Here is a 20,504-nt window from a genome sequence, read left to right as displayed (position 1 = left end):
CCGAGCCCGGACGTTTACCGAAGTACCGTCAGAGACGCAAGGGAGCCAAGCCGCGATGGCCCGCCGCAGTTCGCCCACCCCGCCGCCCGGAGACTACGAGGAGCGCATCCTCGACGTGGACGTGGTGGACGAGATGCAGGGCTCCTTCCTGGAGTACGCCTACTCGGTCATCTACTCCCGCGCCCTGCCCGACGCGCGCGACGGCCTGAAGCCGGTGCACCGCCGGATCCTGTACCAGGCCAACGAGATGGGCCTGCGCCCGGACCGCGCGCACGTCAAGTGCGCCCGTGTGGTGGGCGAGGTGATGGGCCGTCTGCACCCGCACGGCGACGCCTCGATCTACGACTCCGTGGTCCGGATGGCGCAGCCGTTCTCGATGCGGCTGCCGCTGATCGACGGTCACGGGAACTTCGGTTCGCTGGGGAACGACGACCCGCCGGCCGCGATGCGGTACACCGAGTCGCGGCTGACGGCCGCCTCGATGGCGATGGTGGAGTCGATCCACGAGGACACCGTCGAGTTCGGGCCGAACTACGACGGCAGCGAGCAGGAGCCGACGGTCCTGCCGTCCGCGTTCCCGAACCTGCTGGTCAACGGCGCCACCGGCATCGCGGTCGGCATGGCGACCAACATGCCGCCGCACAACCTGGCGGAGGTGGTGGCCGCCGCCCGGCACCTGATCAAGCACCCGCAGGCGGACCTCGAGACGCTGATGCGCTTCGTGCCGGGCCCGGACCTGCCGACCGGCGGGCGGATCGTCGGCCTGTCGGGCATCCGGGACGCGTACGAGTCGGGCCGCGGCACCTTCAAGATCCGGGCGACGGTCTCGATCGAGGCGGTGACGGCCCGTCGCAAGGGCATCGTGGTCACCGAGCTGCCGTTCAGCGTCGGCCCGGAGAAGGTGATCGGCAAGATCAAGGACCTGGTCGGCGCCAAGAAGCTCCAGGGCATCGCCGACGTCAAGGACCTGACGGACCGTGAGCACGGTCTGCGCCTGGTCATCGAGGTGAAGAACGGTTTCGTTCCCGAGGCGCTGCTGGAGCAGCTCTACAAGCTGACGCCGATGGAGGAGACCTTCGGCATCAACAACGTGGCGCTGGTGGACGGCCAGCCGCTGACGCTGGGCCTGAAGGAGCTGCTGGAGGTCTACGTCGACCACCGGTTCACGGTGGTCCGGCGGCGCAGCGACTTCCGCCGCCGCAAGCGCCAGGAGCGGCTGCACCTGGTCGAGGGCCTGCTGGTCGCGCTGGTGGACATCGACGAGGTCATCGCGATCATCCGCTCCAGCGATAACGCGACGCAGGCGAAGGAGCGGCTGATCGAGCGCTTCTCGCTGTCGGAGACGCAGACCGCGTACATCCTGGACACCCCGCTGCGCCGCCTCACCCGCTTCGACCGGGTGGAGCTGGAGGACGAGCAGGCCAAGCTGCTGACGGAGATCGCGGAGCTGACCGAGATCCTGGACTCGGACAGCAAGCTGCGCAGTGTGGTCTCGGGCGAACTCGCGGCGGTGGCCAAGCAGTTCGGCACCGAGCGGCGCACCGTGCTGCTGGAGGCCGGGGCGGCCCCGGCCGCCTCGCTGGCGGTGCCGCTGGAGGTCGCGGACGATCCGTGCCGGGTGCTGCTGTCGGCGACGGGCCTGCTGGCCCGGACGGCGGACGGCGAGCCGGTGGAGTTCTCCGGGACGCGCTCCAAGCAGGACGTGGTGGTGTCGGCGGTGCCGGCCACCGCGCGGGCCGACGTCGGGGCGGTGACGACGGCCGGGCGGGTGCTGCGGCTGCCGGTGATCGACCTGCCGGCGCTGCCGCCCTCGCCGTCGTTCTCGCTGGCCGGGGGTGCGGCGGTGGGCGAGTTCCTCCGCCTGGACGACGGTGAGCGGGTGATCGCGCTGACCACGCTGGACGAGTCCTCGCCGGGTCTGGCGCTGGGCACGGTGCAGGGCGTGGTGAAGCGGGTGGTGCCCGAGTGGCCCGCCAACAAGGACGAGTTCGAGGTCATCGCGCTCAAGGACGGCGACGAGGTGGTCGGTGCGGTGGAGCTGCGCACCGGCGAGGAGGACCTGGTCTTCATGACCTCCGACGCCCAGCTGCTGCGCTACCCGGCCGGCCAGGTCCGCCCGCAGGGCCGCCCGGCGGGCGGCATGGCGGGCGTCAAGCTCGCCGACGGCGCCCGGGTGCTCTCCTTCACCGCGGTGGACCCGGCGGCGGACGCGGTGGTGGTCTCGGTGGCCGCCGCCTCGGGCACGCTCTCCGGTTCTGAGCACAGCAGTTGGAAGGTCACGCCCTTCGAGCTCTACCCGCGCAAGGGGCGCGCCACCGGCGGCGTCCGGGTGCAGCGCTTCCTCCGCGGCGAGGACGGCCTGGCCTTCGCCTGGGCCGGGCCGGCCCCGGCCCGTGCCTGCACCGCCAACGGCGCTCCGGTCGACCTCCCGGAGCGCGATCCGCGCCGCGACGGCTCGGGCACCCCGGTCACCGGCACCGTCGCCGCGGTGAGCGGGCCGACGGCCTAAGGGGTCGAGGGGGCCGACGGGCCGAGCGGGCCGACGGCCTGACGCGAACGGGAGGGCGGTACCGGATCACCGGTGCCGCCCTCCCGTCGTCGCCGCCGGGATCCGACGGAACAAGTTCGTACCCACTGCGGCCGGGGGGCGGGGAAGGGTAGCCTTACCGGCGTGAGCACTTGTGCGACGCTGTCCCGCGAACTGACCGAGCCGCTGTCCGCGACGGCGGCCACCGCGACGACCTGGCTGTTGGTGGAACAGGCCGGCCCCTGGGGCGCGAAGGCCCTGACGGAGAGCCACCTGGACCCGGCGGTCGGCCGGGCGCTGGACGCGGCGGCCGCGGGCACCGGGGTCCGGGTGGCACTGATCCGGCGGCCCGGCCGGCACGCGGACCGCCTGGGGACCGCCCGGCACGAGGTGGTCCTCGCGCACACCGCTCCGGGCCGCTCCTGGGTGCGCCGCACCGGCGTGGCCGATCCGGCGGAGCTGCTCGCCCTGGACTTCGCCGCCCTGGGGGCGGGCGAGCACGGCGGCTTCGGCACCGAGCACCGCGGCGACCCGCTGGCCCTGGTGTGCACCAACGGCCGCCGGGACCGGTGCTGCGCGCTGCTCGGCCGCCCGCTGGCGGCCGAGCTGGCCGCGGCCGGGCACGCGGAGGTGTGGGAGGTGACCCACCTGGGCGGGCACCGCTTCTCCCCCACCATGCTGGTGCTCCCGTTCGGCTACGCGTACGGGCGGCTGAGCCCCACGGCCGCCAAGGAGGTGCTGGCGGCCACCGCCGTCGGCCACGTGGTGCCGGAGTTCTCGCGCGGCCGCTCGTACTGGGACCGGCCGGGCCAGGCCGCCGAGCAGGCGGTGCGGCTGCTGACCGGCGAGAGCGCCGCCGACGCCCTGACGGTGGACCAGGAGCGGGACGGCGAGGGCTGGTGGGTGACGGTCCGTCACCAGGACGGCCGGACCTGGCGGGCCGAGGTGACGGCGGGGGTGAGCGAGCCGCCCCGGGCGGAGAGCTGCGGCAAGGCCGCGGCCACGCCGTCCCGGATGGACGTCACCTCGCTGACCGCCCTGGCCGACCTCGGCTGACACCCGTCTGCCCCCGTCCGACCCTCAGCCGGCCTTGGAGACGAACTCCGTGGTGTAGGTACGGGCCAGGTCGATCGACGCCTCCTTGCCCTGGACGTCCGGGTGGAAGGCGCCGAGCACCGCGAGCACCGTCTTCGGCCCCTCCGGCGGCATCACCCCGTCGGTGGTGAACATCGGCAGGGTGGCCTTGATCGCCGCCGCGTACTGCTCGGCGCCGCCCTGGGCGTAGTCGGCGGGCATCTTGGCGGCGATCTCCTCGGGGGTGTGGGTGTTCATCCACCTGAGGGTCTTCACGAAGGCGTTCGCCAGCTTCTGCACGGTCTCCTTGTTCTGCTGGACCCAGGCGGTGTTCATGTAGAGCGAGGAGGAGGGGTAGAGGCCGCCGAGGGCGGCGCGCGAGCCCTCGGGGGTGCGCATGTCGTAGAGCACGGTGCCGATCTGCTTGGCCAGGACGTTGGCCACGGTCGGGTCGGTGGTCATCCCGGCGTCGATCGAGCCCTGCTGCATGGCGGCGACGAAGGTCTGCCCGGCGCCGACCGCGATCGGGCTGAACTCGCTGACCGCGACGCCGTTCTTGACGGCCAGGTACTTGGTGAGGAAGTCGGTGGAGGAGCCGATGCTGGTGACGCCGAGCTTCCTGCCCTTGAAGTCGGCGCCGCTGCGGATCGCCCCGGCCTGCTTGGCCGAGACCACCTCGACCTCTCCGGGCGCCTGGGAGAACTGGACCACCGACTGCACCTCCTTGCCCTTGGCCTGGAGGTCGATGGTGTGGTCGTAGAAGCCGACGGCGCCCTGCACGTCCCCGGCGAGCAGGGCGGTGGTGGCGTTCACCCCGGCGGGCTCGGTGAGGAGTTCGACGTTGACCCCGGCCTCGGCGAAGTGGCCGAGCCGCTGGGTGAGCATGGCGGGCAGGTAGATCACCTTGTCCAGCCCGCCGACCATGATCTTGACCTTGGGGCCCTCGACCACCGGACCGGAGCCGGTGCTGTGCGAGGAGGAGGCCTCGTTGGCGCAGGCGGTGAGGGTGAGCAGCAGGGCGGCGGCGAGGAGAGCGGTTCTGCGCACGGGTGGGTGCCTTTCGACGAGGAGGTGAGGGGGCGTCAGCGGCCGTCGCCGGAGTCGGCCGGCTTCCAGCGGAAGAGCCGCTTCTCGGCGAAGGTGAGCAGCCCCTCGGTGAGCAGGGCGACCACGGCGAGGATGGTCATCGCCGCGTACACCCCGGCCGCGTTGAAGGTGCCCTGGGCGGCCGCGACCAGCAGGCCGAGGCCCTTGGTGGCGCCGATGTACTCGCCGACGATGGCGCCGATCAGGGCGAAGCCGAAGGAGACGTGCAGGCTGGTGAAGATCCAGCTGGTGGCGGCCGGGATGACCACCCGGAAGGTGACCTGGCGGTTGGAGGCGCCCAGGATGCGGGCGTTGGCGATCAGGTTGCGGTCCACCTCGCGGGCGCCCTGGAAGGCGTTGAAGAAGACCGGGAAGAAGACCAGCACCACGGCGGAGGCCACCTTGGAGGCCGGGCCGAGGCCGAACCAGATCAGGAAGATCGGGGCCAGCACGATCCTGGGGATCGCGTTGAGCACCTTGATGTAGGGGCCGAACACGTCCGCCAGGAAGCGGATCCGGCCGAGCGCGATGCCCAGCAGCACGCCGCCGACCACGCCTACCACCCAGCCGGTGAGGGCCTCGTAGAGGGTGTAGCCGATCTGCTCGCCGAGCGAGCCCTGTGCGGTGCCGTGGGTGGTCCACTGCCAGATCTGGGCCCAGATCCGGGACGGCTGGGAGAAGTTGAACGGGTCGACGACCCCGGTGCGGGCGGCCAGCTCCCAGAGGCCGAGGAAGCCCGCCAGCACGGCGGCGCGGGCCCCGGCGACGCCCAGGCGGCGCTGCCGGGCGGCCCGTTCGCGGGCCTCGGTGCGGGAGCCGGCGGCGGCCGGAGCGGCGGCGGAAGGGGTGAGGGTGTCAGGCTGCACGGTCGGCTCCTCGTTCGGCACCTCGTTCACGGGTGATCCGGACCTCCTCGCCGAGGGAGGCCCAGATCTCCCGGTACAGCTCGACGAAGCGGGGTTGCAGGCGGACGGCCTCGACGGTGCGCGGCCGGGGCAGGTCCACGGTGAAGACCTCCTTGACGGTGGCGGGGCCCGCCGTCATCACCACCACCCGGTCGGCGAGCGCGATCGCCTCGTCCAGGTCGTGGGTGACGAAGACCACCGAGGAGCCGGTGCCGGCCCACAGCTCCAGCAGCTGATCGGACATCAGCGCCCTGGTCTGCACGTCCAGGGCCGAGAACGGTTCGTCCATCAGCAGCACCCGCGGGTCGTTGACCAGGGTCTGGGCCAGCGCGACGCGCTTGCGCATGCCGCCGGAGAGCTGGTGCGGGTAGCGGTCCTCGAAGGCGGCCAGGCCGACCCGGGCCAGCCAGTCCCTGGCCCGCTCCTTCGCCTCGGCGGCGGGCACGCCCCGGAACCGGGGGCCGGCCGCGACGTTGGAGAGCACCGTCCGCCAGGGGAAGACGGCGTCCTGCTGGAAGACGAACCCGACCTCGGGGTCGATCCCGGTGACCGGGCGGCCGTGCACCAGCACCTCGCCCTCGGTGGGCTCCTCGAGCCCGCTGACCAGGGTCAGCGTGGTGGACTTGCCGCAGCCGGTCGGGCCGACCACGGCGACGAACTCGCCCGGGGCGACCGCCAGGTCGAGGCTGTGGACGGCGGTGTGCAGGGAGCCGGACGGGGTCCGGAAGCGTTTGGTGGCGCCGATCAGCTCGATCGCCGGCGGGGTACTGCTCATGGGTCTCTGGCCTCCACGGGTGGGTGGTGGTGCGGTGCTCCGGGAGGCTAGGAGCGGGCGGGCCGGGGCCGGGAGGCTTGCGGGCGTTGCGCGGGTTCTGCGCACAGGGGGCTGTTCTGCTCGTTCTGCTTCCGGATACTCGGCGGACGGGGGCTGACAGGACGCGAGGACGAACGTAGGGTGCCCGTCACCTGCGCCGTCCCGGAGAGAGGAGAGGAGCCCCGGATGAGACGTCCGCACTGGCCGCGCCGGGTCTTCGCCCAACTGCTGCTCGGCCAGACCGTGGTCACCCTCGGCGTGACGGCGCTGACCGCCGGGCTGCTGCTCGCCCCGGTCAGCCACGAGCTGGACCGGGACGCGATGGCCCGGGCGCTGTCCATCGCCCAGGCCACCGCCGCCGACGAGACCATCGCCCTGGCCGCCGCCGAGCGGGACTCCGCGACCGTCCAGCGCAACGCCGAGCAGATCCGCCTGGCCACCGACGCCAGCTTCGTGGTGGTCACCGACGCGGCCGGGCTGCGGCTCTCCCACACCGATCCGGCCCGGATCGGCCAGCGGGTCTCCACCGACCCGGAGCCCGCGCTGAACGGACGGAGCGTCACCGCCATCCAGCACGGCACCCTCGGACGCACCGCCCGGGGCAAGGTGCCGCTGCGGCTGGCCGACGGCCGGATCGTCGGCGAGGTCTCGGTCGGGATCAGCGACCGGTCGATCCGCCGTCAACTGCTCGGCATGACCGACGGGATCGCCCTCTGCGCCGGCACCGGCCTGGTGGCCGGGACGGTCGCCACCCTGCTGCTGGCCCGGCGGCTCAAGCGGCGCACCCACAACATCGCGGTGGCCGACATCTCCGCCCTGCTGATCGAGCGGGAGGCGATGCTGCACGGCATCCGCGAGGGCGTGGTGGCGCTGGACGCCCGCGGCCGGATCCGGCTGGCCAACGACGAGGCCCGCCGCCTGCTGGCCCTCCCCGAGGACTGCACCGGGCGCCCGGTGGACGAGGTGCTGCCGCCCGGCCGCCCCGCCGACGTGCTGGCCGGCCGGGTCACCGGGGCGGACCTGCCCGCCGTCCGGGGTCAGCAGGTGCTGCTGATGAACCGGATGGCCACCGCCGACGGCGGTGCCGTCACCACCCTCCGCGACCGCACCGAACTGGAGTCGCTGGTCCGCGAGTTGGACCACACCCGGAGCCTCACCGAGGCCCTCCGGGCCCAGGACCACGAGCACGCCAACCGGCTGCACACCCTGCTCGGCCTGCTGGAGCTCGGTCTGCACGACCAGGCCGCCCAGTACCTCTGCGAGGAGTCCGGCACCCAGGCGGCGGTGGCCGCCCGGATCGCCGGACAGGTCCAGGACCCGCACGTGGCCGCGCTGCTCGCGGGCAAGACCGCGGTCGCCGCCGAACGGGGCACCCGGCTGACGGTCACCCCGGACAGCCACCTGCCGGACGCGGCGGCCGACGCCCGGATGCTCGCCGCCGTTCTCGGCAACCTGCTCGACAACGCGCTGGAGTCCGCGGCCCGTTCGGTGGAGGTCTCCCTCCTCGCCGACGGGCCGCGCCTGCGCCTGACCGTCTCCGACGACGGCCCGGGCGTACCGCCCGACCTGCGCGAGCGGGTCTTCGAGGAGGGCTGGACCAGCAAACGGGCCCCCGCCCACCGCCCGCGCGGCCTCGGCCTCCCCCTGGTCCGCCGTCAGGTCGAGCGCGCGGGCGGCTCGGTGACCGTCGGACGGTCCGCCTCCGGCGGAGCGGAGTTCGCCGTCGACCTACCCGAGGCCCTGCTGACCGCCCCGCCCGCGGAGCGCATCCACCCGCTCCCCTCCACCCTCCCCCACCCCGCAGGAGCCCCCCGGTGATCGACGTGCTCGTGGTGGACGACGACTTCCGGGTGGCCCAGGTGCACGCCGCGTACGTCGCCAAGGTCCCCGGGTTCCGGGTCTCCGGGCAGGCCCACAGCGCCGCCGAGGCCGCCGCCGCGCTCCGCCGCACCCCGGCCGACCTGATCCTGCTGGACCATCACCTCCCGGACCGCACCGGCCTGGAGCTGATCCGCGACCTCCAGTCCGCCGGGATCGGCTGCGACGTGATGATGGTGACCGCCGCCCGCGACGTCTCCACGGTCCAGGCCGCGATGCGGCACGGCGCACTGCAGTACCTGGTCAAGCCGTTCACCTTCGCCGGACTGCGGGAGAAGCTCACCGCCTACGCCGAGCTGCGCCAGGCCCTCACCGGCCCGGCCGCCCGGGAGACCTGCCAGGCCGAGGTGGACCGGCTGTTCGCCACCCTCCGCACCGCCGCCCCCGCCGCGACCGCCCTCCCCAAGGGCCACTCCGCCCCCACCACCGACCTGGTGCTGGCCGCCCTGCGCCGCACCCCGGGCCCGCTCTCCGCCCAGGACGTCGCCGACCGCACCGGTCTCAGCCGCTCCACCGCCCAGCGCTACCTCAAGCAGCTCGAACGCGACGGCCGCCTGCGCCTCTCCCTGCGCTACGGCGACACCGGCCGCCCCGAACACCGCTACCTGCTGGCGGCCCCGCCCGCCCGCTGAGCCCGCCCGCGGTCCGCGAACCAGCAGGTCAGCGCGGTCGTGCCGAGCAGCACCGCCATCGCCCGCAGCAGCGCCGACTCGTAGGTGGCGTCGGTGACCGCCCGCACCGCCAGGTACGCGGCCACCAGCCCGGCCGCCCCGCCGACGAGCAGCCACGGCAGCGCGGCACCGGCCCGGCCGCCCAGCCCCTGACGGAGCGCCAGCACTCCGACCAGCCCCCCGGCCAGCGCGCCGAGCAGCGGGGTGCCGAAGGCCACGCTGTAGCGGAGGGCCAGCGCGGGCACCAGGAAGTAGGCCAGCGACCAGCGCAGCACCCCCTCCAGTGCCGCGGCCGTCTCCCCGCCGTCCGCTCCCGGCCACCGGTCGACCGCCCGGGTGGCCCCGAACACCCCCACCAGAGCGAGCAGCAGCGAGGGCCACCGCGCCCCCAGGTGCCCGAGGTTGTAGAGCAGCGCGGTGTCGTAGACCACCAGCACCAGCTGCCCCAGTGCCCACAGCCCGAGCGTGAACCCCAGCAGTCCGACCGCCCCGAGCCGCCGCTCCCCACCGGTCTCCCGCCGGGCCAGCGCGGTGACCACCAGCGGGGTGACCAGGCAGGAGGCCGCCCGCACCACCAGGTCCTGCCCGGTCCACGGGTTGTGCAGGTCCCGCTCGACCACGCAGAAGACCGCCGTGTAGGAGAGTGCGGCGGCCCACACCAGCGGCCGCGAGCCGAGCAGCCGGCGGTAGAGCCCCGGGCTGAGCAGCCGCAGCACCGTGCCGTAGGCGAACAGCACGAGGGGCAGCTCCAGGAAGGCCTGCACCCGGAGCACGGTGACCGCGAACAGTCCGGGCACCGGCAGCCGTTCGGCCAGCCACTCCACCACCGGGTTCCCCACCGGCTGGGCGAACCACCCCTCGGGCAGGTACCGGGTGACGTACGAGGGGTCGCCGTCGTGCACCCGCAGCAGGTAGGCGGCGCAGAGCAGTTGGTTGAGGAGGACCAGCGCGACCACCACGGTGAGGGCCGCCGCCGGGCCCGCGGTCCGTCCGGCGCGGGCCCGCTCCCGGCCGCGTACGACGCGGGGGACGGCGCGGACCGCGAAGCCGGTGGCGAAGGCGACCGCGCCGTCGACGAGCAGGGCGGTGGGCGTCATCCGGCCGACGGTACCGGCAGGAGGTGAGGGCCCCTCAGGCGGCCCCGGCGTCGGTCAGGCGGCCCCGGCGCCGGTCAGGGCGCGGACCTCCAACTCGGCGTAGCCGTCCGGGTCGGCGGGCTCGCGGGAGGTGACGGTGCCGAGCCAGCCGGCCAGGAAACCGACCGGGATGGCGACCAGGCCCGGGTTCTCCAGCGGGAACCAGTGGAAGTCCAGGTCCGGCAGGACGGACGTCCGGGAGCCGGAGACCACCGGGGAGAAGACCACCAGCAGCACCGCCGTGGTCAGCCCCGCGGCCACCGACCAGACCGCGCCGCGGGTGGTGAAGCGCCGCCAGAAGAGGCTGTAGAGCAGCGTCGGGAGGTTGGCCGAGGCGGCCACCGCGAAGGCCAGGCCGACCAGGAAGGCCACGTTCAGCCGCTGGGCGAAGAGGCTGAGCACGATCGCCAGCGCCCCGATCAGCACCGCCGCGCCCCGGGCCACCAGCACCTCCTGACGCGCCGTCACCTCGGCTCCGCCCCGGGCCCGGCGCCAGACCCCGAGGTAGAGGTCGTGCGCGAAGGCCGCGGAGGAGGCCAGCGTCAGCCCGGCCACCACGGCCAGGATGGTGGCGAAGGCGATGGCCGAGATCAGCGCGAAGAGCAGCAGCCCACCGGTGGAGGAGGCCCCTCCGCCGAGCACCTGGGCGAGCAGCGGGACGGCCGTGTTCCCCGCCGGGTTGTCGGCGCGGACGGCGGCGCTGCCGACCAGGGCGGCGGCGCCGAGGCCGAGCACGATGGCCATCAGGTAGAAGCCGCCGATCAGGCCGATCGCCCAGACCGTGGAGCGCCGGGCGGCCCGGGCGGTGGGCACGGTGTAGAAGCGCGAGAGGATGTGCGGGAGCCCGGCCGTGCCGAGCACCAGGGCCAGGCCGAGCGAGATCAGGTCGAGCCGGCTGGCCGTGGTGGCCCCGTACTTGAGGCCGGGCCGCAGGTACGCGGAGCCGGCGCCGCTGTGCTCGGCGGCGGAGCGCATCAGCCCGGCCAGGTCTCCCCGGAAGCGGATCAGCACCAGCACGGTGAGCAGCACCGAACCGGCCACCAGCAGCACGGCCTTGACGATCTGGATCCAGGTGGTGGCCTTCATCCCGCCCACCGTGACGTAGACGATCATCAGCCCGCCGACCGCGACGATCGCCCAGGTCTTGGCCGCCCCGCTGCCGGTGCCCAGCAGCAGCGCCACCAGACTGCCAGCCCCGACCATCTGGGCGACCAGGTAGAGCAGGGAGACCACCACGCTGGCGCTGCCCACGGCGGCCCGCACCGGGCGTCGGCGCAGCCGGACCGCCAGCACGTCGGCCAGGGTGTACCTCCCGGCGTTGCGCACCAGTTCGGCGACCAGCATCAGCACGGCCAGCCAGGCCACCAGGAAGCCGACGCTGTACAGCACCCCGTCGTAGCCGTAGAGCGCGATCAGGCCGGTGACGCCGAGGAAGGAGGCGGCGGAGAGGTAGTCCCCGGAGAGCGCGAAGCCGTTCTGCAGCGGGCTGAACTCGCGGCCACCGGTGTAGAACTCCTCGGCGGCCTGGCCGCGGCGTCCGGCCCAGAGGGTGATGCCGAGGGTGACCAGCACGATCACCGCGAACAGGCCGACCGCCAAGTGGTGCCGGGTGCCGGTCATCGGAGCTGGTCCTGGGTGTCCCAGCGCAGCTCCAGGGCGGCGGCGTCCCGGCGGGTGCGGGCGTGCCGCACGTAGAGCCAGGTGAGCAGGAAGGTCGAGCCGAACTGCAGCAGGCCGAGCAGCCAGGCCACGTTCACCGGCCCGGCCAGCTGACGCGCCATCAGGCCCGGTGCCGCGGCCTGGGCCACCAGGTAGAGCAGGTACCAGCCGAGGAAGGCGCCGGTGGCCGGGAAGACGAAGCCGCGGTAGCCGCGGCGGATCTGCTGGAAGGCCTCGCTCTCCTGGACCGCGAGGTACACCTCGGCCTGCGGTCGTGCCGCCCGTTCTCGTACCTGCTGCTGTGCCACGGGCTGCTCCACGATCGGCGTCGGCGCGCGGAGGCCGAACCCGGAGGCCGGTCCTCCGGTACGCCCGGATCGTTCAAGGATGGGATGGTCCGTCCCGTCTGCGCCGGGGCTTTGCAGATACGTTCACCCAAACAGGTGAGCCCCCGTCGGCTGACGGGGGCTCACTTCGCGTGCGGGGGCTCAGGCGTCGATGCGCGAGCGGTCCAGGGTGGCCGCCGAGTCGACGATGAACTCCTTGCGCGGGGCGACGTCGTTGCCCATCAGCAGGTCGAAGATCCTCTCGGCCTGCTCCAGGTCGCCCAGGTTGATCCGGCGCAGGGTGCGGTGGCGCGGGTCCATGGTGGTCTCCGCCAGCTGGTCCGCGTCCATCTCGCCGAGGCCCTTGTACCGCTGCACCGGCTCCTTCCAGCGCTGCCCCTTGCGCTGGAACTCCAGCAGGGTGGAGCGCAGTTCGGCGTCCGAGTAGGTGTAGTGGTACTTGTCCTGGCCGCGCTTGGGGCTGGTCAGCTCGATCCGGTGCAGCGGGGGCACGGCGGCGAACACCCGGCCCTGCTCGACCATCGGCCGCATGTAGCGCTGGAACAGCGTCAGCAGCAGGCAGCGGATGTGCGAACCGTCGACGTCGGCGTCGGCCATGAAGATGACCCGGCCGTAGCGGGCCTGGTCGATGTCGAAGGTGCGGCCCGAACCGGCCCCTATCACCTGGATGATCGAGGCGCACTCGGCGTTCTTCAGCATGTCCGAGACCGAGGCCTTCTGGACGTTGAGGATCTTGCCGCGGATCGGCAGCAGCGCCTGGAACTCGGAGTTGCGGGCCAGCTTGGCGGTGCCGAGCGCGGAGTCGCCCTCGACGATGAAGAGCTCGCTGCGCTCCACGTCGTCGCTGCGGCAGTCGGCCAGCTTGGCGGGCAGCGAGGAGGTCTCCAGCGCGGTCTTCCGGCGCTGCGCCTCCTTGTGCTGACGGGCCGCCACCCGGGTGCGGGCGGCGGCCGCGACCTTCTCCAGCACGGCGCGGGCCTGGAGCTTCTCGTCCTTCTTGGTGGAGGCCAGGAAGTTCTTCAACTCCTTGGCCACCACGGCCGCGACGATCCGGTTGGCCGCCGAGGTGCCGAGCACCTCCTTGGTCTGGCCCTCGAACTGCGGCTCGGCGAGGCGGACGGTGACCACCGCGGTCAGGCCCTCGGTGGCGTCGTCCTTGGTGACGTCGTCCTCGGCGACCCGGAGCACCTTGGCCGCGCGCAGCGCCTCGTTCAGCGTCTTGGCCAGCGAACGCTCGAAGCCGGTGACGTGGGTGCCGCCCTTGGGGGTGGCGATGATGTTGACGAAGGAGCGCAGGGTGGTGTCGTAGCCGGCGCCCCAGCGCAGCGCGATGTCCACCCCGAGCTGGCGGGTGACCTCGGTCGGGGTCATGTGGCCGAGCTCGTCCAGCACCGGGACGGTCTCCTTGAAGGAACCCTCGCCCTGCAGGCGCAGCACGTCGCAGACCGGCTTGTCCGGGGCGAGGTACTCGCAGAACTCACCGATGCCGCCGTCGTAGCGGAAGGTGTCCTGCTGGACCTTCTCGCTCTCCGTCAGGCGCTCGTCACGGACCAGGATGGTCAGGCCGGGCACCAGGAACGCGGTCTGCCGGGCCCGGGCGTGCAGGGTCTCCAGCGAGAGCTTCGCGTCCTTGAGGAAGATCTGCCGGTCGGCCCAGTAGCGGATCCGGGTGCCGGTGCGGCCGCGCGGGGCCTTCCCCTTCTTGGTCATCCCGCTGCCGGCCTCGAACGGCGCGTCCGGGCTGAGCTCGGTGAAGATGCCGGGGGTGCCGCGCCGGAAGCTGATCGCGTGCACGTGCCCGCCGCGGTCCACCTCGACGTCGAGCCGGGCCGACAGCGCGTTGACCACCGAGGCGCCGACGCCGTGCAGACCGCCGGAGGCCGCGTAGGAGCCGCCGCCGAACTTGCCGCCGGCGTGCAGCTTGGTCATCACGACCTCGACGCCGGAGAGCCCGGTCTTGGGCTCCACGTCGACCGGGATGCCGCGGCCGTTGTCCTTCACCTCGACCGAGCCGTCCTCGTGCAGGACCACCTCGATCCTGTCGCAGTGCCCGCCCAGGGCCTCGTCCACCGCGTTGTCGATGATCTCCCAGAGGCAGTGCATCAGACCGCGGCTGTCGGTGGAGCCGATGTACATGCCGGGGCGCTTGCGGACCGCCTCCAGCCCCTCCAGGACGAGCAGGTGCCGAGCGGTGTAGTTGGAACCGTCGTCTCCGGCCAGCAGGGCGGACGACGCGGTCGGTTCGGCGCTCACGCGGTGTGCACTCCTCAATGACGTTCTGACTCGTCTTACTTCGGCCCGCCGTCAGGCGGCCGACCCCCACAGTGTTCCCAATGCCTGAGACACATCGGGCCCGGCCTCCGCAGCTTGTACGCGCTGCGCGAACAAGAGCCGGCCCGTTTCCGGCGGCACCGGAACGCCATCTCCACCTGCCACCACGGCTCCTGTCGGACCGTCGGCCCCGGGGCAGGCGGCGGAGCAGCCGTTATGCAGGCTACCGGTGTCGTGGACGGGGCTTATGCTCCAACCCAGCAGAGGATTATGCTACGCGGACCTCGACCCCCGACCCGTTCGGGAGTTCGAGCCGAATGGCGAGTCCTGGAAGTCGACAGGCATGAACCGCCGACGGCCTGGGCACGTCCTCATCAACAACACAGCAGAATCCTCAGAGAAGAAAAGCCACGAGCGGGAACGTTTTCGGCCTGGTTGGATGTTGACCCTGGTACGACAGCTCGTCGAGCTAGAGAAGAGGCGACGTGACTACTGTTCTGACCCCTGCGAGCCCGCTCACCGCGGCTGACCGCTGCGACCGCTGCGGCGCCCAGGCCTACCTGCGCGTCGTACTCGCGAGCGGCGGAGAGCTGCTCTTCTGCGCCCACCACGGGCGGAAGTTCGAGCCGGAGCTGAAGAAGATCGCCGTCGAGATACACGACGAGACCGGTCGCCTCACCGAGACCAGCACCAGCGCCTCCGAAGACGAGCGCTGAGCCCAGGGGCCCGCACAGGCGGGCCCGGCTGGCTCACCGGCGGAGCCGGACGGCACCCCTCCTCCCGGAGGGTGGCCGTCCGGCTCCGCTGCGTTTCCCGGGCCGGCATCGAGTGATGTCCGACACTCCGTCAGCTCCCCGGCCCCCAGCGGCGTGGGCAGCGCCGGAGCGTGCCCGGGCAAGCACGGAGCGCGGCGGCGACGGGAGCACGTGGCGGCCCTGATCCGTCCCGGGTCCGACTCAGATCCTGGAGTGCACCGCGTCCGAGACGGCCGCGACCCGGGTGTAGACCCCGGGGTAGCGCGCATCCGCGCAGCCGGTGCCCCAGGAGACCAGCCCGACCAGTCGGCCCTGCACCACCAACGGCCCGCCGCTGTCGCCCTGGCAGGCGTCCTTGCCGCCCTTCTGCTCGCCGGCGCAGACCATCACCCGGGGGTCGTAGGAGCCGTCCCTGCCGTGCCGGTAGGCGTCCCCGCAGACCTGGTCGGAGACGATCGGCACGTCCACCGAGCGCAGGGTCCGGGAGTAGCTGCCGTTGCCCTGGGTGTCACCCCAGCCGAAGACGGTGGCCCGGGTGCCCGGAGCGTACGGGTCGGCCTCGCCCTGTCCCACCAGCTCGATCACCGGGCGGTCGCCCTGGTCCTCGGCCAGCGTGAGCACCGCCACGTCGTTGAGGTTGCGGGCGAAGTCGTACGAGGGGTGCACCCAGATCTCGCGCACCTCCACCTCGCGGCCGACGCCGGTGCGGCCCAGGTCGTCCCGGCCGACGACCACCCGCAGGCCCGGGCGGTTCACCCGCTGGCCGTTGGACTCGTCGTAGAAGCAGTGCGCGGCGGTGGCCACCTTGGTCGGCGAGATCAGCGCACCGCCGCAGAACTGACCCGACCGCGCGCTCCCGAACTGCTGACGGCTCGCCAGGGCGACCATCCAGGGCACCTGTTGGGTGCTCACGTTCTGACCGCCGACGATGCGGCGCTGCGCGTTCGCCGGGCCTGCCGCGCCCAGGGCGATCAGCGGGGCCGGCAGGGAGGCGAGCAGCGCCAGGGCGACGGCCCGGCGGTGACGGCGGCGGGTCGGCGGGGTCGGGCGGGCGTCCGTGATGGGCGGCACCGAGGTCTCCAAGATCGGTCGGCGGACAGCAACCGGCACAGCGTAGTGGAGCCGTCACCCACCGTGCGGGCGCCCGCGCCGGGTGTACCCGGACGGGCGACCTGACGCTCCCTCGGCTGACGCAGCGTCGCCCTGCGGACGCCAGGACACCGGGACCCCGGGACCCCGGGACGCCGGGACCGCGCAGCGCCGGGACGGCGGAACGCCGGAAGGCCCGGAGCGGTGGTGAACCGCTCCGGGCCTTCCGGCGTGTGTCCGTCCTGGGATCAGTCCAGGTAGTCGCGCAGGACCTGCGAACGCGACGGGTGGCGCAGCTTGGACATGGTCTTGGACTCGATCTGGCGGATGCGCTCGCGCGTCACGCCGTAGACCTTGCCGATCTCGTCCAGGGTCTTCGGCTGGCCGTCGGTGAGGCCGAAGCGCATCGAGACGACGCCCGCCTCACGCTCGCTGAGCGTGTCCAGGACGGAGTGCAGCTGCTCCTGGAGGAGGGTGAAGGAGACCGCGTCGGCCGGGACGACCGCCTCGGAGTCCTCGATCAGGTCGCCGAACTCGCTGTCGCCGTCCTCGCCGAGCGGGGTGTGCAGGGAGATCGGCTCGCGGCCGTACTTCTGGACCTCGATGACCTTCTCGGGGGTCATGTCGAGTTCCTTGGCCAGCTCCTCCGGGGTGGGCTCGCGGCCCAGGTCCTGGAGCATCTGGCGCTGGACGCGGGCCAGCTTGTTGATGACCTCGACCATGTGCACCGGGATGCGGATGGTGCGGGCCTGGTCGGCCATCGCGCGGGTGATGGCCTGACGGATCCACCAGGTCGCGTAGGTCGAGAACTTGTAGCCCTTGGTGTAGTCGAACTTCTCGACCGCACGGATCAGACCGAGGTTGCCCTCCTGGATCAGGTCCAGGAAGAGCATGCCGCGGCCGGTGTAGCGCTTGGCCAGCGAGACCACCAGGCGGAGGTTGGCCTCCAGCAGGTGGTTCTTGGCCCGGCGGCCGTCCTCGGCGATGATCTCCAGCTCGCGCTTGAGCTTCGGGGCGAGCTTGTCGGCGGCCGAGAGCTTGTCCTCGGCGAACAGGCCGGCCTCGATGCGCTTGGCGAGCTCGACCTCCTGCTCGGCGTTGAGCAGCGGGACCTTGCCGATCTGCTTCAGGTAGTCCTTCACCGGGTCCGCGGTGGCACCGGCGACGGCGACCTGCTGGGCCGGGGCGTCGTCCTCGTCGTCGTCGGAGAGCACGAAGCCCTGGTCCGACTCCTCCTCGGGGGTCTCCGGGCCGGCTTCCTTGTCACCGGGCAGGGCGACGTCCTCGAGCAGCTCCTCCTCGCCGAGCAGCTCCTCCTCGCCGTCCTTGGAGGTGGACTTGGTGGCGGCGGTCTTCTTGGCCGCCGTCTTCTTGGCGGGGGCGGCGGCCTTCTTGGCCACCGCCTTCTTGGCGGGGGCGGCAACCTTCTTGGCCACGGCCGCACGCACCTCGGTGCCCTCGCCGAAGCCCTCGACGGACTCGACCACGCGGACCTCGGGCACCACCGGGGCCGGCGCGGCCGGGGTGGCGGACGGCGCGATCCGCACCGGCGGCTTGGTCGGCGCCGACGGGGTGCGGGTGGTGACCGTCTTGGCGGCGGTGCGCTTGGCGGCGCTCTTGGTCGCGGTCGCCTTGCGCTTCGCGGCGGACGGCTCCGCCGCGCTGACCATGAGGTCCACACCCTCCTCAATCAGGACCTGATTGAGGCTGCGCATGACGTTCTTCCACTTGGTGACCGGGATCTGGTCCGCCTCGAAAGCCTGACGCACGTCGTCACCGGCGATCTGCCCCTGGGCCTTGCCCCGCTCGATGAGCGCCAGCAGAGCCGCGGACTCGGCGATCTCGGGGGGGAGCGAACGGGATGTGCTGGCCGACACGAACAACCTCTCGGACGATGAGTGAACTCGACACCAGTACCGGCCGCCGAGCCGACGGGAGCGGCCACGCGGAAGGCGCGCGGACCCGGTTCCGACCGGCTCGGGCTTGGGGACTGGGGTGTGCAGGACGGCAGCGGCGCCGCAGACCAACACAGCATTCTGACACGGTGGTGGTATTCCGGAGCCGCTTCCGCTCCGTACACATCGCCGCCGCTCCTCAAGTGTTACGCATGCCCTTGGTGGCGCCCGTCACACCGGGGCCCCGGGAGGGGCCGGTGCGGGGGTGCCGGGAGGTCCCGGGACGGCCATGGCCCCCCAGTCGCAGGGGAGAGCGACTGAAGGGCCATTGGGTACCGACGGATTTCCGTGCTCGGATCGTTGTCTTCCGGATGTCCTACGCATGTCTTCCGCGTGCGGATCCGTCTTCCGTGCGGATCGCTGCCGTCCGCGCGGGCCGGTGCTCGCGCCGGGTCAGTGCTCGCGCGGGGTCAGTGCTCGCGCGGGGCCGGGACGGAGTGCTCCACCTCGGGGTGGACGGTGAGCAGGGCGCGGACGGCGGCCTCGGCGGCGGTGCCGTCGCCGGTGCCGAGGGCGTCGACCAGGCGGGCGTGCAGGCTGACCGCCGAGTCGGACGGCCGCTCGCAGGAGGTGGCCGGGCCACCGGAGACCTGGAGGGCGCAGCCGACGATGCCGGAGAGGTGCTCCAGCATGCGGTTCCCCGCCATCTGCAGGACCAGCGCGTGCAGCTCGATGTCGGCACGGCCGTAGCTGACCATGTCGCCCTGGGCCGCGGCGTGGCCCATCACCTCGGCCAGCTCGGTGAGGCGCTGCTGGACGTCCTCGCGACCGTGGCCGGCCGCGAGCCGGGCCGCCAGCGGCTCGATCGCCCAGCGCAGCTCGAAGAGCTCGCGGCGCTGCTCGTCGCGCTGCGGGCCGAAGGCGCGCCACTCGATGATGTCCGGGTCCAGCAGGTTCCAGTCGCCGACCGGGCGGACCCGGGTGCCGACGTTCGGCCGGGCGCTGACCAGGCCCTTGGCCTCCAGCACCCGCAGGGACTCGCGGACGACGGTGCGGGAGACCTCGAACCGCTGGCCGATCTCCTCCGGCACCAGCGGGCGGTCGGCGCCCAGGTCACCGGAGACGATCATCTGACCGAGCTGCTGGACCAGCTGGCCGTGCAGGCCGCGGCCCCGGCTGCTGGTGGTCTTGCGGCCGACCCGCAGGTCGACCTCGGAGCCCTCCCAGCGGGGGGCGGGCGGGGTGGGCCGTTCGGCGTAGGAGAAGCGGTCCAGCTCTCCGGGGACGACTGCGTCGGAGGGACGAGCTGCGTTCATGGTGGGGTGCGCAAGGGTACTCACAGCTCCTTTGTCGGCGATCGGCGGGCCCGCCTTGAGAATTCTCGTGAAAAGCACACGAAAGGGTGATCGCCCGTGACCGGACAATTGACTTCTTATCAGCCGTAATCCCCCAGATCGACGCGGTTGTACGGATCTTGGTGACGGGGTGTCACCGACCCTCTGAAGGGCGGTCGTTCACACTTCGGCACGGGCGCGGCGGAGTGATCGACTCGGCGCGCTCCGGCTCGGAGCACTCCGAGTCAGAGCGCGACGAGTCAGAGCGCTCGACGGCGGAGTTGGGCGAGGACCGCCGCGACCAGGAGCAGGGCGAGCGGCGCCAGCACGGCCGCGACGAAGGCACCGTCCAGGGCCGGTGCCGCCCCCAACCGCTGCGGGTCGACACCCCGGACCAGGTCCAGGCCGTACTGGAACGGGAGGAGCTCGCGGGCCTGGGCCGGCCAGCCCCGGCCGCTGCGGCGCAGCAGCAGGGCGAGCGCCGGTTCGAGCAGAGCGGGCACCGCGCACAGCACCAGCAGGCCCGCCGCCGCGCTCCGGAGCAGCGAGGTCAGCAGCAGGCCGGCCCAGCCGGCCAGCACCGTCAGGCCGGCGAAGAGCGCGAGCGGACGGAGCAGGTCGCCGAAGGCCGCTGCGGACGGGTCGGTGAGCGTGCCCACCTGTGCGCCCGGGGCGACGGCGAGCACCAGCGCCGCGTTCACGGCGACGGTGACGGCGGCGAGCAGCAGTGCCACCGGCCCGGTGACGGCCAGCTTCGCGGTGAGCAGCCCGAGCCGCCGGCCGAGGGCGACCCGGCCGGCCACCAGGCCGGGGTGGCGCACCTCGTGCCCGTAGGAGAGGGCGCCGAGGGCGCCTGCGCCGAGGGCGGCGATCGGGAGCGGCAACAGCGGGACCACGGCCGTCAGGCAGCGGACGGCGGCGGCCGCACCGAGCGGCCCGGCGGGCAGTTGGCGCGCCAGCACGGCGGCCACGGCGGCGTCGACCAGCAGGACGGCGGCCAGGATCAGCCAGGTGGAGCGGAGGCCGCGCAGGCGGCGCAGCTCGTAGGCCAGTACGCGCACGG

16 protein-coding genes are annotated in these 20,504 nt (G+C 72.9%); 5 read left to right on the top strand and 11 right to left on the bottom strand.

All coding sequences use genetic code 11. The features are described from left to right. Positions 1-55 precede the first annotated feature (55 nt). Positions 56-2,509, top strand: coding sequence for a DNA gyrase/topoisomerase IV subunit A (locus ACWCYY_RS28140; RefSeq protein WP_345284483.1), 2,454 nt, complete (start codon positions 56-58; stop codon positions 2,507-2,509). Between the two features lie 162 nt (positions 2,510-2,671). After that, the gene (locus ACWCYY_RS28135) at positions 2,672-3,583 is read left to right on the top strand and encodes a sucrase ferredoxin (RefSeq protein WP_449797615.1); all 912 of its coding nucleotides are present in this window, start codon (positions 2,672-2,674) and stop codon (positions 3,581-3,583) included. Between the two features lie 24 nt (positions 3,584-3,607). Here the strand turns inward: ACWCYY_RS28135 and ACWCYY_RS28130 are convergent, their stop codons facing one another. The 3 genes from ACWCYY_RS28130 to ACWCYY_RS28120 are packed head-to-tail and all read right to left on the bottom strand — an operon-like array spanning position 3,608 to position 6,367. Next, entirely contained in the window at positions 3,608-4,648 is a 1,041-nt protein-coding gene (locus ACWCYY_RS28130) for an ABC transporter substrate-binding protein (RefSeq protein ID WP_449797614.1), read from the bottom strand. 35 nt (positions 4,649-4,683) lie between these two features. Then, on the bottom strand, positions 4,684-5,553 hold the full coding sequence (locus ACWCYY_RS28125) for an ABC transporter permease (protein WP_449797613.1): 870 nt from the start codon (positions 5,551-5,553) through the stop codon (positions 4,684-4,686). After that, on the bottom strand, positions 5,543-6,367 hold the full coding sequence (locus ACWCYY_RS28120) for an ABC transporter ATP-binding protein (protein ID WP_345284476.1): 825 nt from the start codon (positions 6,365-6,367) through the stop codon (positions 5,543-5,545). Before ACWCYY_RS28120 ends, ACWCYY_RS28125 begins: the two co-directional genes overlap by 11 nt. Positions 6,368-6,592: 225 nt before the next feature. On the opposite strand from ACWCYY_RS28120, the gene ACWCYY_RS28115 reads away from it, so the two are divergent. Beyond that, the gene (locus tag ACWCYY_RS28115; protein WP_449797612.1) at positions 6,593-8,224 is read left to right on the top strand and encodes an ATP-binding protein; all 1,632 of its coding nucleotides are present in this window, start codon (positions 6,593-6,595) and stop codon (positions 8,222-8,224) included. Further along, a complete protein-coding gene (locus tag ACWCYY_RS28110; protein ID WP_449797611.1) occupies positions 8,221-8,916 on the top strand; it encodes a response regulator in 696 nt (231 codons plus the stop codon). The genes ACWCYY_RS28115 and ACWCYY_RS28110 overlap by 4 nt, the downstream gene beginning before the upstream one ends. Here the strand turns inward: ACWCYY_RS28110 and ACWCYY_RS28105 are convergent. The 4 genes from ACWCYY_RS28105 to ACWCYY_RS28090 all read right to left on the bottom strand — a co-directional run bounded on the left by ACWCYY_RS28105 (position 8,886) and on the right by ACWCYY_RS28090 (position 14,350). Further along, positions 8,886-10,052 carry a hypothetical protein gene (locus ACWCYY_RS28105; RefSeq protein WP_449797610.1) on the bottom strand — a complete coding sequence of 389 codons (1,167 nt, stop codon included), beginning with the start codon at positions 10,050-10,052 and terminating at the stop codon, positions 8,886-8,888. The two genes, ACWCYY_RS28110 and ACWCYY_RS28105, sit on opposite strands and share 31 nt — an antisense overlap. A 54-nt stretch (positions 10,053-10,106) precedes the next feature. After that, positions 10,107-11,711, bottom strand: a complete 1,605-nt coding sequence (locus ACWCYY_RS28100; RefSeq protein WP_449797609.1) for a solute symporter family protein — start codon at positions 11,709-11,711, stop codon at positions 10,107-10,109. Then, a complete protein-coding gene (locus ACWCYY_RS28095) occupies positions 11,708-12,058 on the bottom strand; it encodes a DUF485 domain-containing protein (RefSeq protein WP_449797608.1) in 351 nt (116 codons plus the stop codon). The genes ACWCYY_RS28100 and ACWCYY_RS28095 overlap by 4 nt, the downstream gene beginning before the upstream one ends. Before the next feature lie 180 nt (positions 12,059-12,238). Next, positions 12,239-14,350: a DNA gyrase/topoisomerase IV subunit B gene (locus tag ACWCYY_RS28090; protein WP_449797607.1), complete on the bottom strand. Its 2,112-nt coding sequence runs from the start codon at positions 14,348-14,350 to the stop codon at positions 12,239-12,241. Between the two features lie 503 nt (positions 14,351-14,853). Here ACWCYY_RS28090 and ACWCYY_RS28085 point away from each other — a divergent pair. Further along, positions 14,854-15,084: a DUF7455 domain-containing protein gene (locus ACWCYY_RS28085; protein ID WP_345284470.1), complete on the top strand. Its 231-nt coding sequence runs from the start codon at positions 14,854-14,856 to the stop codon at positions 15,082-15,084. Positions 15,085-15,324: 240 nt separating this feature from the next. Here the strand turns inward: ACWCYY_RS28085 and ACWCYY_RS28080 are convergent, their stop codons facing one another. The 4 genes from ACWCYY_RS28080 to ACWCYY_RS28065 form a co-directional block, all read right to left on the bottom strand. Next, on the bottom strand, positions 15,325-16,185 hold the full coding sequence (locus ACWCYY_RS28080) for a S1 family peptidase (protein WP_449797630.1): 861 nt from the start codon (positions 16,183-16,185) through the stop codon (positions 15,325-15,327). A 275-nt stretch (positions 16,186-16,460) separates the two neighbouring features. Continuing rightward, entirely contained in the window at positions 16,461-18,095 is a 1,635-nt protein-coding gene (locus ACWCYY_RS28075) for an RNA polymerase sigma factor (protein ID WP_345284466.1), read from the bottom strand. Between the two features lie 482 nt (positions 18,096-18,577). Further along, a complete protein-coding gene (locus tag ACWCYY_RS28070; protein WP_345284464.1) occupies positions 18,578-19,447 on the bottom strand; it encodes a FadR/GntR family transcriptional regulator in 870 nt (289 codons plus the stop codon). A 254-nt stretch (positions 19,448-19,701) separates the two neighbouring features. Continuing rightward, positions 19,702-20,502 (bottom strand): hypothetical protein, encoded by an 801-nt coding sequence (locus ACWCYY_RS28065; RefSeq protein ID WP_449797606.1) that lies wholly within the window; start codon positions 20,500-20,502, stop codon positions 19,702-19,704. Between the last annotated feature and the right edge of the window lie 2 nt (positions 20,503-20,504).

Source organism: Kitasatospora sp. NPDC001664 (assembly GCF_053596675.1).
The sequence above is the reverse complement of the archived record's forward strand: the minus strand, read 5'-3'. Positions and strand labels throughout refer to the sequence as shown.

What these genes read in the sequence shown, in the direction of transcription:
- ACWCYY_RS28140 (WP_345284483.1), top strand. Translation starts at nt 56, where the DNA reads ATGGCCCGCCGCAGTTCGCCCACCCCGCCGCCCGGAGACTACGAGGAG.
- ACWCYY_RS28120 (WP_345284476.1), bottom strand. Translation starts at nt 6,367, where the DNA reads ATGAGCAGTACCCCGCCGGCGATCGAGCTGATCGGCGCCACCAAACGC.
- ACWCYY_RS28115 (WP_449797612.1), top strand. Translation starts at nt 6,593, where the DNA reads ATGAGACGTCCGCACTGGCCGCGCCGGGTCTTCGCCCAACTGCTGCTC.
- ACWCYY_RS28105 (WP_449797610.1), bottom strand. Translation starts at nt 10,052, where the DNA reads ATGACGCCCACCGCCCTGCTCGTCGACGGCGCGGTCGCCTTCGCCACC.
- ACWCYY_RS28100 (WP_449797609.1), bottom strand. Translation starts at nt 11,711, where the DNA reads ATGACCGGCACCCGGCACCACTTGGCGGTCGGCCTGTTCGCGGTGATC.